Origin of the sequence: Pseudoalteromonas sp. Z1A2, from assembly GCF_011378755.1 — a bacterium.
Lineage (GTDB): Bacteria > Pseudomonadota > Gammaproteobacteria > Enterobacterales > Alteromonadaceae > Pseudoalteromonas > Pseudoalteromonas distincta.
This window is the reverse complement of sequence record NZ_WTKX01000021.1, coordinates 60218-76020: the sequence shown is the minus strand read 5'-3', so window position 1 is coordinate 76020 and position 15803 is coordinate 60218. Positions and strand designations below refer to the sequence as shown.

At 39.3% G+C, this 15803-nt stretch carries 12 protein-coding genes; 9 read left to right on the top strand and 3 right to left on the bottom strand.

The features are described from left to right. Positions 1-119 precede the first annotated feature (119 nt). The 8 genes from GQR47_RS14685 to GQR47_RS14650 all read left to right on the top strand — a co-directional run bounded on the left by GQR47_RS14685 (position 120) and on the right by GQR47_RS14650 (position 9012). Entirely contained in the window at positions 120-770 is a 651-nt protein-coding gene (locus GQR47_RS14685; protein WP_024597236.1) for a peroxiredoxin-like family protein, read from the top strand. Beyond that, complete coding sequence (locus GQR47_RS14680) at positions 770-1537, top strand: haloacid dehalogenase type II (RefSeq protein WP_165723943.1); 768 nt, start codon at positions 770-772, stop codon at positions 1535-1537. The genes GQR47_RS14685 and GQR47_RS14680 overlap by 1 nt, the downstream gene beginning before the upstream one ends. Before the next feature lie 220 nt (positions 1538-1757). Next, entirely contained in the window at positions 1758-2366 is a 609-nt protein-coding gene (locus GQR47_RS14675) for a PilZ domain-containing protein (RefSeq protein WP_165723942.1), read from the top strand. A gap of 57 nt (positions 2367-2423) precedes the next feature. Continuing rightward, positions 2424-3479 (top strand): agmatine deiminase family protein, encoded by a 1056-nt coding sequence (locus tag GQR47_RS14670; RefSeq protein ID WP_165723941.1) that lies wholly within the window; start codon positions 2424-2426, stop codon positions 3477-3479. Next, positions 3476-4369 carry a carbon-nitrogen hydrolase gene (locus GQR47_RS14665; protein ID WP_024597239.1) on the top strand — a complete coding sequence of 298 codons (894 nt, stop codon included), beginning with the start codon at positions 3476-3478 and terminating at the stop codon, positions 4367-4369. Before GQR47_RS14670 ends, GQR47_RS14665 begins: the two co-directional genes overlap by 4 nt. 59 nt (positions 4370-4428) lie before the next feature. After that, positions 4429-7902, top strand: a complete 3474-nt coding sequence (mfd, locus tag GQR47_RS14660) for a transcription-repair coupling factor (protein WP_165723940.1) — start codon at positions 4429-4431, stop codon at positions 7900-7902. Continuing rightward, complete coding sequence (locus GQR47_RS14655; RefSeq protein WP_165723939.1) at positions 7902-8738, top strand: peptidoglycan binding protein CsiV; 837 nt, start codon at positions 7902-7904, stop codon at positions 8736-8738. Before mfd ends, GQR47_RS14655 begins: the two co-directional genes overlap by 1 nt. A 19-nt stretch (positions 8739-8757) precedes the next feature. Next, positions 8758-9012: a lipoprotein gene (locus GQR47_RS14650; protein ID WP_024597375.1), complete on the top strand. Its 255-nt coding sequence runs from the start codon at positions 8758-8760 to the stop codon at positions 9010-9012. Positions 9013-9066: 54 nt separating this feature from the next. Here the strand turns inward: GQR47_RS14650 and GQR47_RS14645 are convergent, their stop codons facing one another. The 3 genes from GQR47_RS14645 to GQR47_RS14635 all read right to left on the bottom strand — a co-directional run bounded on the left by GQR47_RS14645 (position 9067) and on the right by GQR47_RS14635 (position 14022). Then, positions 9067-10419 (bottom strand): hypothetical protein, encoded by a 1353-nt coding sequence (locus GQR47_RS14645; protein WP_002961512.1) that lies wholly within the window; start codon positions 10417-10419, stop codon positions 9067-9069. A gap of 104 nt (positions 10420-10523) precedes the next feature. Then, the gene (locus GQR47_RS14640; RefSeq protein WP_165723938.1) at positions 10524-12974 is read right to left on the bottom strand and encodes a TonB-dependent receptor; all 2451 of its coding nucleotides are present in this window, start codon (positions 12972-12974) and stop codon (positions 10524-10526) included. Positions 12975-13596: 622 nt separating this feature from the next. Then, complete coding sequence (locus GQR47_RS14635) at positions 13597-14022, bottom strand: hypothetical protein (RefSeq protein ID WP_039490088.1); 426 nt, start codon at positions 14020-14022, stop codon at positions 13597-13599. Between the two features lie 339 nt (positions 14023-14361). On the opposite strand from GQR47_RS14635, the gene ccoN reads away from it, so the two are divergent. After that, the gene (gene ccoN, locus GQR47_RS14630) at positions 14362-15795 is read left to right on the top strand and encodes a cytochrome-c oxidase, cbb3-type subunit I (protein WP_002961515.1); all 1434 of its coding nucleotides are present in this window, start codon (positions 14362-14364) and stop codon (positions 15793-15795) included. Positions 15796-15803 lie beyond the last annotated feature (8 nt).

Here is a 15803-nt window from a genome sequence, read left to right as displayed (position 1 = left end):
GATGCCATTGTGCACTTTTCAATGTTTAATATTTTCGAATGAAGCTTTCAGTATTGCAATATTTATTTAAATATATAAAACACTATAATTGCAAATAGTCTAATTATTGAGGTTCAATCATGAGTTTAAAAGCGCAAATAGATGCCTATAACGTACAAAAAGATGCCAAATTGCCAGCTGACGTTTTGGCACTAATGAACACTACAAACGAAGAGCTAATTGCACAGCATATTAAAGACAATGCATTGCAAATTGGTCAAAAAGTAGAAAACTTTAGCTTAGCCAACCATAACGGCGAAAACATTGAGCTTGCAGATTTACTAAAAAAAGGCCCGGTAATTATTAGCTTTTATCGTGGTGGCTGGTGTCCATATTGTAATTTAGAACTAAAAGCACTTAACGACTACTTACCACAATTTAAAACTCAAAGTGCTCAGTTAATCGCAATATCACCACAACTACCTGATGAAACTCTCTCAACTGCACAAAAAAACGACCTTGAATTTGACGTGCTTTGCGATGTGAGCAATAAAGTAGCTGAGCAATTTGGTTTATTGTTTACACTTGATGAGCGTATTCAAGCGTTATATACACAATTTGGTATTGATTTTGAACACTACTACGGCGATAAAAGCTTTAAATTACCGCTACCGGCCACCTATGTGATAAACCAAGAAGGTGTTATTACATACGCATTTTTAAGCGAAGATTACACCCTACGCGCAGAACCTATTGATGTTATGACAGCACTTGAATCGGAGAATAATTAATGTCTATTTTAAAATCGTTAAAAACACTTACTCTTTCACTACTTGTGGGCACAAGCCTTGTATCTGGTTATGCAGTCGCTGATGAACCAAATGAACAAGCAAAACCTAAAGTGCTTATTTTTGATGTAAACGAAACCCTACTTGATTTAACGTCAATGCGTACCTCTATTGGTAAAGCGCTAGGCGGACGTGAAGATTTATTACCACTGTGGTTTTCAACCATGCTGCATCATTCATTAGTAGATACAGTAAGCGGTAGTTATCACGACTTTGGGCAAATCGGTGTGGCGTCACTTCTTATGGTTGCTCAAAACAACAACATTGATATTACAAGTGAACAAGCTAAAACAGCTATTGTTACGCCTCTTTTAACGCTTCCGCCACACAGCGATGTTAAAGAAGGACTGGCAAAACTCAAAGCACAGGGCTATAAGTTAGTAAGCCTTACAAACTCTTCAAACAAAGGTGTAAAGGCACAGTTTGAAAGCGCTGGTTTAATGTCTTACTTTGATGCGCGTTACAGCATTGAAGATATTAAAATTTACAAACCAGACTTACGTGCGTATGAGTGGGTACTTAAAAAGCTAAACGTAGCACCAAATGAAGCAATGATGGTTGCAGCCCATGGCTGGGATGTTGCTGGTGCAAAAGAAGCAGGCTTACAAACCACTTTTATAGCACGCCCAGGTAAAGCACTTTACCCATTAGCTAAAAAACCAGATCACGTTGTGAAAGATTTACATGAATTAGCCGATCTACTTAAATAAGTACACGCTGATGAATCAATACCCAAGCGGCCAATGTTAGGATGACATTGGCCGCTTTTTTGTAACTACCCCTAAATATCTCTTAGTGTATTTATTATCATAATTAGTATGTTAAAAATCGAATGTAAACAAAGCATTTAGACCGCTATGCGTTATTTTATCTGCTAGCAATTTAGTACTCACAACGCTACTATTAAATAAATACGTGGTGGAGAACATAATGAATAGTGAAAGATTAGGTGAGTTTGAGCAGTACTTTCAAATTAATGAAAGTATAAGAGTAAATTTATTCCCCGTATCAAACGGACAAGTTCCTAAATCGCAGCTTGAACTTGAAGACGACATTCCCCCACTATTTAGATTAGCAAATGAAGTAAGTGAGCTTGAACAAAGCTCGTTACGCCCACTGCGTAACTTAGGCGATATAGCACAAGAGCTAGCTACATTTTTACAAGCCCAGTCACGTAAAATAGATTTAATAATGAGCCATATTTTGGCCTCAGAACAAGCCCAAGATAACGCAATACAATGTGATAGCTACGGCGGTGGCGGTATTCGTTTTACATCACCTGAAGTACACTCAATTGGCCAAGCATTTAGAACCAAACTGTTTTTGCACCACGAGGCCTCTGCGGTTTATTGTTACACCGAAGTTGTAGCAGTAGAAAAACAAGATAGCGAACACTACCAATACACTATGCTCTTTACCGCAATTAGAACTACTGACCAAGAACTTATTGTTAGAGCGAGTTTACATGCTCAAACCCGCCAACTTAAAAAACGTCAAGAACTTGATCAAAACCGAGGCGACCTAAACAGTGATAATTAGCTGACATCTTTATGTAAAATGCTAAACTAGCGCCATCTTAATTAGTATATAAAATTCATGAACTTTAGACTTTTACCAGAATGGGCCGAGCAAGACGCTGTTATGCTTACATGGCCTCACAAAGACACCGATTGGGCCGACAACTTAGCGCGTGTAGAACCTGTATATATTGAACTTGCTAAACACATAACAACGCAGCAACAGCTTGTTATTGTGGCGCATAACAGTGCCTTAAAAGTGCATATTACAGCATTACTAAATAGTGCTAACGTCTCTCTTAATCGTGTTCATTTTGTAGTAACCCCTACTAACGATACCTGGGCGCGCGATCATGGTCCGCTTACTTGCGCCGCTATTGATTCAACAGAACAATTAAAAGTATATGATTTTACTTTTAATGGTTGGGGCAATAAGTTTGAAAGCGCATTAGACAATCAAATTAATCGCACTTTGGTAAAAGAGCTAAGTAGTACAAACAACCAATATCAAGCGCTCGATATGGTACTTGAAGGTGGCGGTATTGAAATAAACGAGCACGGTGTGTTGCTAACAACCAGCGAATGTTTGCTTAATAAAAACCGTAACCCTGATTTAAACCCAAATGATATTGAAGCACTTTTAAAAGAGCACTTAGGCGCGACGAGTTTTTTATGGGTTGAACATGGCTATTTAGCGGGCGATGACACCGACAGCCACATTGATACCTTAGTGCGTTTTGCACCAAATAATACCCTTGTATATGTGCAGTGTGACGATAAAACTGATGAGCATTTTAGCGCACTTGATGCGATGGAAAAACAACTAAAAACCTTTAAAACTGCCGATAACACCCCATATAACTTAATTGAGTTACCGTGGCCAAAAGCCGCTTATGACGATGAGCAAACACGCTTACCGGCTACCTACGCTAACTACTTAATTATTAATAATGCTGTGCTTGTGCCAACGTATAATGATGCCAATGATGAACGTGCTCTTGCGCAAGTTCAAAAAGCATACCCACAACACACTATTATTGGCGTAAATTGCCAACCAATTATTGAACAATTTGGCAGCCTGCACTGTATTACAATGCAATTACCTCGTGGATTTTTAGCTGGAGCAGCACAATGACAAGCCCTGCAAAATTAACCGTTGCGTTAGTGCAACAAAGCAATACCGATAACGCAAAGGACAATATGGCAAAATCAATAAGTGCCATTCGTGAAGCCGCTCAAAAAGGTGCAAAACTGGTTGTACTCCAAGAGCTGCACCGAAGCCTCTATTTTTGCCAAACCGAAAATGTTGACGTATTTGATTTAGCCGAAACCATTCCAGGCCCTAGCAGTAATGCCTTAGGTGAGCTTGCTAAAGAGCTAAGCATTGTTATTGTCGCGTCTTTATTTGAAAAACGCGCTACGGGCCTTTATCACAATACTGCAGTTGTATTAGAGCAAGACGGCAGTATTGCAGGTAAATACCGCAAAATGCATATTCCTGATGATCCAGGTTTTTACGAAAAATTTTACTTTACCCCAGGTGATATCGGTTTTGAGCCTATTCAAACCTCGGTGGGTAAATTAGGCGTGCTAGTATGTTGGGATCAATGGTTTCCTGAAGCTGCACGTTTGATGGCAATGGCTGGCGCTGAGGTATTAATTTACCCAACCGCTATCGGTTGGGATCCTAACGACGACATTGCTGAGCAAACTCGTCAAAAAGATGCGTGGGTTATTAGCCAGCGTGCCCATGCTGTTGCCAATGGCGTGCCGGTAATTAGCTGTAACCGCGTTGGCCATGAAAGTGACCCTAGTGCGCAAAGCGATGGTATTTCGTTTTGGGGCAATTCGTTTATTGCAGGCCCACAAGGTGAACTATTAGCAGAGGCTAATAATACTGATGAGCAAATTTTAGTAGTAGAAATTGATCAAAAACGCTCAGAAAACGTAAGACGTATTTGGCCTTTCTTACGTGATAGACGAATTGATCACTATAAAGACCTAACAAAAATATACCGAGACTAAGTAACCTTAACTCAAGATGGCTCTTACTTGCTAAGAGCCAACTATAAATGGAGTAATAAATGGCGTTTGAGCAATGGGCAGCCTTGCCTTGGGTAAAATCTCATAAAGATAAAATTCAATGGGGCCAGCTAAGCGGAAGTGGTTTAAGTATTGCTATTGCTGAAGGCGTTAAACAACAAGATAACTTAGTCTTAATTGTTACGCCTGATACACCAAGTGCACTGCGCCTTGAAACAGAATTAGAATATTTATTACCCGATAACCCAGTCATGGTATTTCCTGATTGGGAAACTCTGCCATACGATCATTTTTCTCCCCATCAAGATATTATTTCAGCCCGTTTGGCCACTTTAAACACCTTAAAAAAAGAACAACAAAGTGTGTTAATTGTGCCTGTATCTACTTTAATGTTGCGCACAGCCCCGGCCTCATTTATTTACGGTTCAACAATAAACTTTAAAGTAGGCGACAAACTAGACACTCATAACTTTCGTGACAATTTAGAGCAAGCCGGTTATTTAAATGTTCAACAAGTAATGGAGCACGGCGAATACGCTATACGCGGCTCTATCGTTGACTTATACCCAATGGGTAGCCCGCACCCATTTAGACTCGACTTTTTTGATAACGAACTCGATACCATTCGCTTATTTGATGTAGAAACACAGCGCTCTGATGAAAAAGTAGATAAAATTGAGCTACTTCCAGCGCATGAATTTCCTACTAACGACGCTGATATTGAACGCTTTAGAATAAGCTACCGTGAAAAATTTGGCGCAAGCTCGCAGCAAGATTCAGTATACATGCAAGTAAGCAAAGGTAACTGGCCTGCAGGTATTGAATACTACATGCCGTTGTTTTTTGAAAAGCTCGCGACTATTTTTGACTACCTGCCAGATACAACAACCGTTATGCAGCTGGGTGATTTAGAGCACGCGGCAGATAACTTTTGGCACGATGTAAATGTACGCTATGAAAACCGCAGAGTTGACCCACTTCGTCCATTACTAGAACCCAATGCGCTTTATCAGCCAATTGAAGAGCTGTTTTCTAATTTAGGCAATTTTGCACGTATTAGATTATCCCTTGCAAAGCTTGGCACTAAAGCAGGTAATAAAAACTTAAGCGTTAGCGAGCTGCCAGCCATTCGAATTGATCATAAACAGCATGAACCTTATGGCGCGTTTATAAATTATGTAGCAGAGCAAAAAAAGAAAAAAGGCCGCATATTACTCAGTGTTGAATCGGACGGTCGTCGCGAATCATTGCTGAGCATTTTAAAACCAAGCGGTTTAAAATTTAAAGAATTTGAAACACTCGAACAATTTATAAAAAGTGCAAGTGACGTAGGCTTAATAGTAAGTCCGCTCGAGCAAAGTGTAGTACTTGGCACTAAACCAAGCCTTTCTATTATTACCGAGCAAGAACTGCTTGGCATAAAAGTATCTCAGCGCAGACGCCGCAAGCACAAGTACGAAGCCAGCCAAGATGCGCTAATTCGTAATTTAGCCGAGCTTAAAGAAGGTCAACCTGTTGTGCATCTTGATCACGGTGTTGGCCGTTATCAGGGGTTGCAAACAATTGATGCTGCAGGTGTAGTTACTGAATTTGTAACAATTACTTACGCAAGTGAAGCTAAATTGTACGTGCCAGTATCTGCATTGCATATGCTTAGTCGTTACTCTGGCGGTGAAGAAGCCAGCGCCCCGCTGCATAAGCTTGGCTCAGATGCGTGGGAAAAAGCAAAAAAACGTGCGGCTGAAAAAGTTCGCGATGTAGCCGCAGAATTACTCGACATTTATGCTCAGCGCCAAGCAAAACCTGGTAATAAATTTACCCTAGACGCCCCTGCATATCGCCAATTTAGCGATAGCTTTCCGTTTGAAGAAACTGACGATCAGCGCAACGCCATAGAAGCCGTATTAGGTGATATGCAATCAAAACAAGCGATGGATCGTTTAGTGTGTGGTGACGTAGGCTTTGGTAAAACAGAAGTGGCCATGCGCGCTGCTTTTGTAGCAGTTAACGATGATAAGCAGGTAGCCATTTTAGTGCCCACCACCTTGCTCGCTCAACAACACTATGAAAACTTTAAAGACCGTTTTGCTGATTTTCCTATTGAAGTAGGTGTGCTTTCGCGCTTTAACTCCACTAAAGAGCAAAAAGACACACTTGAAAAAATGGCCAATGGTAAGCTCGATATAGTTATTGGCACGCATAAACTTATTCAACAAGACATTAAATTTAACGATTTAGGCTTGTTAATTGTTGATGAAGAGCATCGCTTTGGTGTTCGCCAAAAAGAGAAAATTAAAGCACTGCGCGCCGATGTAGACATACTCACACTGACTGCAACGCCAATACCTCGTACACTCAACATGGCCATGAGCGGCATGCGCGATTTATCGATAATCGCAACGCCACCGGCTAAACGTTTAGCGGTAAAAACCTTTGTACGCCAACGCGATGTAGAACTAATACGCGAAGCGGTACTGCGAGAAATTAAACGCGGTGGCCAAGTTTACTTTTTACATAACAACGTAGAAACTATCGAGCGTGTTGCACAAGAAATTAGTGAATGGGTACCTGAAGCCAGTGTGACTACAGCCCATGGCCAAATGCGCGAGCAAGAGCTTGAGCAAATAATGACTGACTTTTACCATCAAAAATACAACGTGCTGGTATGTACCACGATTATCGAAACCGGTATTGATGTGCCTACGGCTAATACCATTATCATGGACAGAGCAGATAAACTCGGCCTTGCCCAGTTACACCAATTACGTGGACGAGTTGGTCGAAGCCACCATCAAGCGTATGCCTACCTACTAACAGGTGACCCTAAAGCCCTTTCTAAAGATGCGAGTAAACGCTTACAAGCAATTGAATCATTAGAGGATTTAGGTGCAGGTTTTGCCCTCGCTACACACGATTTAGAAATTCGTGGTGCGGGTGAGCTACTTGGCGATGATCAATCAGGCCAAATGCAAACCATTGGCTTTAGTTTGTATATGGAAATGCTCGAACAAGCCGTAAATGCGCTGCGCGAAGGTAAAGAGCCAACGCTTGAAAACCTACTTCAAAAACAAACCGAAGTAGATTTAAAGCTGGCTGCATTATTACCTGATGACTACATACACGATGTTAATGCACGCTTGGGTATGTATAAGCGAATTGCAAGTTGTGCTAACCTTGATGATATGGATGAGCTACAGGTGGAACTAATAGACCGCTTTGGTTTACTACCTGATGCTGCTAAAAACCTATTTAGCCTACAATTATTAAAAATGAAAGCTAGTAGTTTAGGTATAACTAAAATTGAGGCAAACCCAAAAGGTGGTTACTTTGAGTTTAGCCAAGATACCAAGGTTAACCCTAGCTTCATCATTGGCTTGATACAAAGTGCACCTAAGGTGTACAAAATGGATGGCGCAAATAAACTGCGCTTTGCAATTAGTGAGGCAAATGCCCGCGAACGCTTAAAAATGGTCACTGCAATGATTGCAGATTTCGAAAAAAAGGTTAGCCATTAATGTTGCTAAAAAAATCGCTTATTGTTTTATGCTGCTTATTTAGCAGCACTGCATTTGCAGAACGCTGGTTTGAGGTTGAGGTGCTTGTATTTAAACAGCGCCCTGCCCCGTATTTACAAGAAGACTTTAGCCTTAAGCACAAAGCTATTGAAGATAAAAATACGCTAGACTTACTGACCCCTCTTTACACTGAACAAGCAATGCAGGCCTGCATAGATGGCGATGAGCGTTTTCAAAAACGCACTTTTACTGATTCATTAGTTAATTCAAACCCGCAATCAGGTGTATGTGACAACAGTATTGACTACCTACAAAGCTACGATGAGCTACCTGTAACGCCTTTAGCACCCGCTAAAGATGATATGCAGCAAACCTATTTATTAGCGCCGCAACAGCTGCAATTTAAAGCGCAATACAGGCAACTGGACCGCAAAGGCTTAACACCTATTCTACATACTGGCTGGCGCTTTGAAGGTGCAAGCAAGTCACGCGCCCCAAGCATGCATTTAATGGCGGGTAAGCATCTTAAAAATGAACCCAATGTAACACCTAGCTATTCAAACCCTGATTTTGTAAGTTTATTAAATTCACAACCGGCACTATTTAACGACCCAGATCAATCAAAAGCAGAGTGGGAACTAGACGGTTTATTTAAAATACATTTACGACATTATTTATACATTACAGCTAATTTTGATATTAGCCAAAAGCTAGAAAACGGCGATATAGAGTCAGCCCGTTTCTCTCAGTTTAGACGTGTAATTAGTGGTGAAGTACATTACTTTGACCATCCACGAATGGGCATGATTGTCCAGATCAGAAAATTCAAACATTAATATTAAGTAGGATATAACAATGAAAAAACTCCTTATCATCGCAGCTACATTAAGCCTTGCGGCTTGTTCTAAGGTAAGTCTTGAAAATTATGAAAAAATTAAAGTAGGCATGGATAAGACTGAAGTTGAAACTATTTTAGGCAGTGCTGATAACTGTGTTGAAAAAACACTACATACTAACTGTGTATGGGGCGATGAAGCAAAAAATATCGAGATCACGCTAGTATCAGACAAAGTAACTTTATATAGCAAACATGGCTTAGCTAATAAATAAAGTGATCAAATATTAGGGGCTGATTGTATCAGCCCCTTTTAAAATTAATTAAACTCATTTTTTGGAGTAGATAAGCTCAATATTAACGATTTTACTGCGATTTAACGTTATTTTATAGCGTTGATAAAGTATTTTATCTTCCTCAGTTAGCACAAGTACCATGTTTAATTGATAACGCCTTTCTACAGCCTGCTTAGAAATTTTATTACTGTCTAAATGATATAGCTTCCCTTCACCACGTTTTAAATAACGTGCAAATGGTGCAAGATTAAATTGTAGCGTGTGCTGTAGTGTATCGTAGCCGGGCAAAAATTCTTTCGCACTAACACGTGTCTCACTTGCAAAGTGTAACCACTGCGCAGCTTGTTTATTTTGTTGACGACGTTTTGAAAAAATAGATTTCACTTCTTTAGGTATTTTTTTAAAGCGCATGTATTCAAGCCAAATTAACTGACTCGCTACTTTGTCTTTGGTAATACTATTTTTAAAACTAAATCGCCACTTAGGTCGCCCTTGTACAATGGCTCGCCAAATCATACGTGTAATATCTTCTTTAAATATTTCACGTAGCCCGTATATAACACCTAAAATTAAAATAAGTGTCGCGGTGACTTCAGTAAACGTTGAGCGAGCATTGAGTATTACAACCATCACAAATGCCATGATAACGGCTGTAACAGTGCCTTTAACTAATCGCTTAAGGTAGCTGTTAAGAAACCGCGTTTGACGCTGTAATATTACGCCGTGCTCAATTAAGCGTTGTAACAAGCGCATTTTATTTGTTATTCGATTTGCGTCTTGCATGGTTGTTTCAGAGTTGTAGCTTTTCTCTGCTCGATACGTATTTTCGCTTTTACAAAACTGCAGTAAATCGTTACGCTCTTTTGCATAATCGCTACTACGTGGGCCTTCATCTAAAAGCTTTAAAAAAGATTGCTCAACATGCCAACTTAAATAGTTATCAGCATTGGTAAAAAATGGCAGTAGTTTTTCGTCATCTGGTGTGTAGCGACGCAGCTTTTTTAAAAGTCCTTCGCTTTGCTCATATACCTCGTTAGCACGTTTATAAAAATCTTCTGCCTCATCAATTTTTAACGCGTCTTTTATATCGGCATCAAGGGCTAAACGTACTTGGTAACAAAATAAATTAAGATTTTGCCGGTAATCTTGTTGCTCACCTTTGTTTTTACTAACAAAACGGCTTCGCACTAAAGGCAAGTGTATATTGTTAGCGTTATACGCTAAGTGCGATTTAAAGTGGTTATTAAAGTAAGATTCTTCGGTAAGTGTTTGCGGATTAATCCCCATTTCATTAGGGATAGAAAAATACAGATCTATGCGCTGTTCAGAACGAGGAGTTAGTTCTGGTTCAATGACAAAAGATAAGTTTTCATCTTGTTTTAACAATCAGTTCTCCTTCTAAAATATCGTTTTAGTGTACTTGTCTCCTTTATTTTGTTCAATAAAAAAGGCTCAGTAAATACTGAGCCTTAATAAGATTAATGTGCTAGTTAAAACTTGTAGTTTACACTTGCAAACACGCGAGAACCAACTACATCGTAAATTTCTGGAACAGTGCCCATATCATTGCCGCCTAGAACTTCTTCTGGCTCTTTATCAAAGATATTGTTCATACCACCGGTAACACGAAGTGCATCATTGATGTTATAGCTCATAGAAATATCATGGTAAATAACGTTATCTGTGCTAAACGACTCACCGTAGTAATCGCCGTCCATACCACGTAGAAAACGTGCATTATAAAGCACATTAAATGCATCAGTTATATCGTAGCTTACAGATAGATTAGATTTAATTTTAGAGTATCCACCGATGTTGCCATCAATAGTGCCAGTGTAATTAATGTCATCTTCTTCAAACTTGATTAAATAAGTTGTATCAAGGTTTATACGATAGTTATCTGCAGAGTAGCTAATATTCCAATCAACACCTGATGTTTCTTGAGAACCTACGTTAGTTAGTGCTGAACTTAGGTTAGATAAGTCACCAGATTGTGTGATGTTTACTGATGAACATGATTCTGAGTCACCTGCAAAACAGCTATTCATTTCGTTTTGAACATCTAAGCGAGTAATCGCATTAGTAATATCAAACTTCCAGTAATCTAGAGTTGTTGATAAGCCGTCAGCTACTTCCCAAACCATACCAAAAGTGAAAGAGCGACTTTCTTCGGCTTTAAGATCGTTATCACTTGTGTAGTTTACAAGTATTTGAGCATCTTGTTCGTTGCCCCATGGATCAGCTAGGTAATCGTACGAACCTGAGTTACCACCAAACAGTTCTGATACGTTTGGTGCTCTAAAGCCAGTAGCTAATACAGAACGAACCATAAACTCTTCAGTTACATTCCACGTTGCACCAAGTTTCCACGTTGTTTCGCCACCAAAGGTAGAGTAGTTATCGTAGCGAGCAGCACCTTCAAGGGTAACAGTCTCTAATACCGGCATAGATGTTTCAAAGTAGATAGACTGTACTGAGAAATCACCTTCAGTTGGATCTTGTTGTGCAGCTGTGCTCTCACCAAGCTGAGTAATTAGATCTGGTGTGTAGTAACCACTTTCAAAGCGGTTTTCTACACCGATTGCGTAACCAATATCACTTTCTGTTACTGCACTATAACCAGCTGAAAGAATAAATTGCTCGTTACCACCTTCGTTTGACTCAGTATAAATTGAATCGTTAGATGTTAATAAGCTACGATCTAAAGCATCACCGCTAAACCAAAGAGCTTGGTTTGCATAAATGCTTTCTTCAACTCGACTTGCATTAATTGAGTTTTGAACTTTATCTTTTGAGTCATTACGACCGTAAGTTGCACTTACATCCCAGCTTGCATCGTTATCTAATAAACCTTGTAAAGCAACAGATACACGGTAAGTGTCAGTTTCTTGCTCATAAATACGAGGACCAGCATCAACCATTCTTCTTCTGTACTCTAAAGAGTCAGCAAGATCGCCTGTATCTGCGTCACGGAAGCTATCTGTGTAAGTTGAATCCAAGCTAGAAGTACTTAAATCAATACTTGCTGGTTGTGGTGCAAGTTGTTGGTTAGATTCACGACGTGTATACATCAAATCAACATTAAATGTAGTGTCTGAGTCTAGCTCTTTGTCAAAACTAGTAAATAAGCTGTATAGCTCATTAGGTGTTTGAGCATAGCTTGATGTTGTGAAATCGTATGAAGTAGTTCTATCTGCAAAAACACCATTACCCTGGTAAGTTCTGCCGCCCAGTGTTCCTTCAGGGATAAATGAAGACTCGCCAGGCTCTACAAAACGACGATCCGACTGAATTACTTCACCACGGTTTGAGTATTGAGCACCAACAACTAAGTTGCCATCGGCAATATTCATTCCGTGTAATAAACTAACACCGTAATTATTGCCATCACCTTTTGTAGTGCGGCTGCCTTCAACGTTAAGCTCTGAACCTTCAAAATCTTTCTTTGTTATGATGTTAACAACACCAGCAATAGCATCAGAGCCATATACTGCAGACGCGCCGTCTTTTAAGATTTCTATAGATTTGATCATTGCTACAGGAATGGTATTTAAATCAACAGAAGAATCTGCGCCGGTTCCTGAAGAAACCATACGACGACCATTTAATAATACCAGTGTACGTTGCGAGCCCATACCACGTAGGTTGACTGTCGCAGAACCACCTGAACCATTATTACTTGAAGCGCCTAAGCTAATACCAGCAGCTGATGGCTGAGTAGAAAGTATGTCAGCAACCGATGTGAAACCACTTTTTGCAATGAAGTCATCACCGATAACTGTGATTGGGCTTGATGTTTCCATATCAGTACGATTAATGCGAGAGCCAGTTACCTGAATTTTTTCAATTGATGTAGCTGCTTCGTCAGCCGCTAAAACTTGCACACTTGAGAACATTGGTATTGCTGCGATTACAGCTAAACCAAGAGTTGATTTTTTCATGAAAGAACCCTACTTGTTGGAAATTTACCTTTATTGGTAATGCTCACTTTTTATTAGAATAGTGAGTCAGGTGGGCAACTTAGGCGCCTTTAACTGAACGAAAACTTAATGACAGCTCAATTTATATCAAGAAATAAAATGAAATAACCATAGTAGGTACATAGGTTACATTATGTTTCAGTGTTAATTAATAAATACACTTTAAAAACAATGCCTTGAAAAGACAAGGAAACATTAGAAACACACCTGAAACCAAAGTGATTCACTTTGTAATCAAATGTAATTAACTGAGCTACGTACCAAAAACAGACAAATTAACAACTTAATCACAGCACATTATTAAAACCGCAAAACTAAATGTTAATTAATAACCATATTTATGCATACTTGATGCTTAAATAGTCTTATTTAGCCTCTTTGGAAGGTTTTTTGATTAGATTTTTTTATTCAGTCGTAATTAAAGTTGAACTTTTTGAGAGCACTTATTCACTATTGAAGTTTTGTCAGTATTAAAACCTAAAAAGGCAATTTTATTGATCTTGTCACTCAAATAATCGTATGTATAAGAAAACGAACTCACATCAAAAATGTAAGCTGTATACAAGAGTTTGTAGTCGCAACTTTAATACGTTACGTAAAAAGAGTAATTGAGTGTTTGTATTACAGAGGTGGCATTATCTTTAACGGTTAGTTCTAAATTCCAAAGCATATTTTGCTCTGAACAAATACCAACCATAGTATTACTTTGCCAAAGATCATTATGTTTTTTAAATTTTTGGGGAATGTAACCCATGTACATAGTGATGCCTTTAAGCTTGGCATCTTCAATTGTAACGTTTGCAGGTAAGTCACTAAAGATAGTAAATGGGGTTTCGGGGGAAAGGGTTTTCTCGCTTAACCATACTTTAACATCATTTGAAAAAGTACAAGGCAAATTGGCTTCGCACTGGGCATTTTTAAGAAATTTTTCATCTGTATTTTTAGAAAAATCACACGCTGTTAATAAAAAAAACACCACAGTGAATAAACTTAACCTATATATAAGCATAACAATTTCGCACTAAAGAAAAGCAAATACTAATAATCGTGACTGTAAATAACAAGTGCGAGTGTTACTATTAGGCCAAATTAGGCACAAACTGTATCAAAAAATAAACAACAAGCTCACAAAGTTTGATTGATGTCATAATTTTATGTAATTGACCTATCTTTTTTAGGCCAAAAAATTTATCATTTCACCCGCAAAAAATAAGGGTTTCTCAAGTTTTTTTCTGAAGTTTTCATGTATTGAAAGTTTTAGGTAACACGCTTGAGAAAAATAGTAGGCCCCACTTTTAATAGTGGGTAATTCATTTCTAAACGCATTTATTGCAGCGGAAGCCAGAAAATGAGCCAAACAGTAGCATCACAAACTGAGTATAACTATAAGGTTGTACGCCAATTCGCTATTATGACAGTGATTTGGGGCATCGTTGGCATGAGTATTGGGGTTCTGATTGCTGCCCAATTAGCTTGGCCAGCACTTAACTTTGATACACCATGGTTAACTTACTCTCGACTACGTCCGTTACACACGAACGCAGTAATTTTCGCATTTGGTACTAGTGCACTGTTTGCGACGTCTTATTACGTCGTACAACGTACTTGCCAAACGCGTCTTTTCTCAGACAAACTCGCCGCCTTTTCATTTTGGGGCTGGCAGCTAGTTATTGTATTAGCAGTAATTACATTACCACTTGGTATTACTAGCTCAAAAGAATACGCAGAACTTGAATGGCCAATCGATATTTTAATCGCTGTGGTTTGGATTGTTTACGCTATTGTATTCTTTGGTACTTTAATCAAGCGTAAAGTGTCGCACATTTATGTTGCTAACTGGTTCTATGCTGGCTTTATTATTACTGTTGCAGTACTACACATTGTAAACAGCATGGCAGTGCCTGTGTCGTTAACTAAATCATACTCAATCTACGCAGGTGCGGTAGATGCTATGGTTCAGTGGTGGTACGGTCATAACGCTGTAGGTTTCCTATTAACTGCTGGTTTCTTGGGTATGATGTATTACTTTGTACCAAAACAAGCAGGTCGCCCAGTTTACTCATACCGTTTATCGGTAGTTCACTTTTGGGCATTAATTTCATTATACATCTGGGCAGGTCCTCACCACCTTCACTACACTGCGCTTCCTGATTGGACGCAAAGTTTAGGTATGGTTATGTCTATTATCCTATTCGTACCGTCTTGGGGTGGTATGATTAACGGTATTATGACCCTATCAGGCGCATGGCATAAACTGCGTACTGATCCAGTACTACGCTTCCTAGTTGTTTCATTGTCTTTCTACGGTATGTCTACGTTCGAAGGCCCTATGATGGCAATTAAATCTGTAAATGCGTTATCTCACTACACAGATTGGACAATCGGCCACGTACACTCAGGTGCACTAGGTTGGGTTGCTATGATTTCAATTGGTGCTATTTACCACTTAATTCCTGCGTTATTTGCGCAAGGTCGTATGTATAGCGTCAAATTAGTTAATACCCACTTCTGGTTACATACTGTAGGTGTTGTTTTATACATTGTTGCAATGTGGATCTCTGGTGTAATGCAAGGTCTTATGTGGCGTGCGGTAAATGCTGACGGTACATTAATGTACAGCTTTGTGCAGTCTTTAGAAGCGTCGCATCCTTTCTACATTATGCGTTTTGTAGGCGGTGTATTCATCGTAACAGGCATGTTAGTTATGGCTTATAACGTTTTCCGTACAATTTCAGCTGAGAAAGAATCTCTGAAGTTAGACGCGCAAGCACAATTAGCATAACGGAGTGA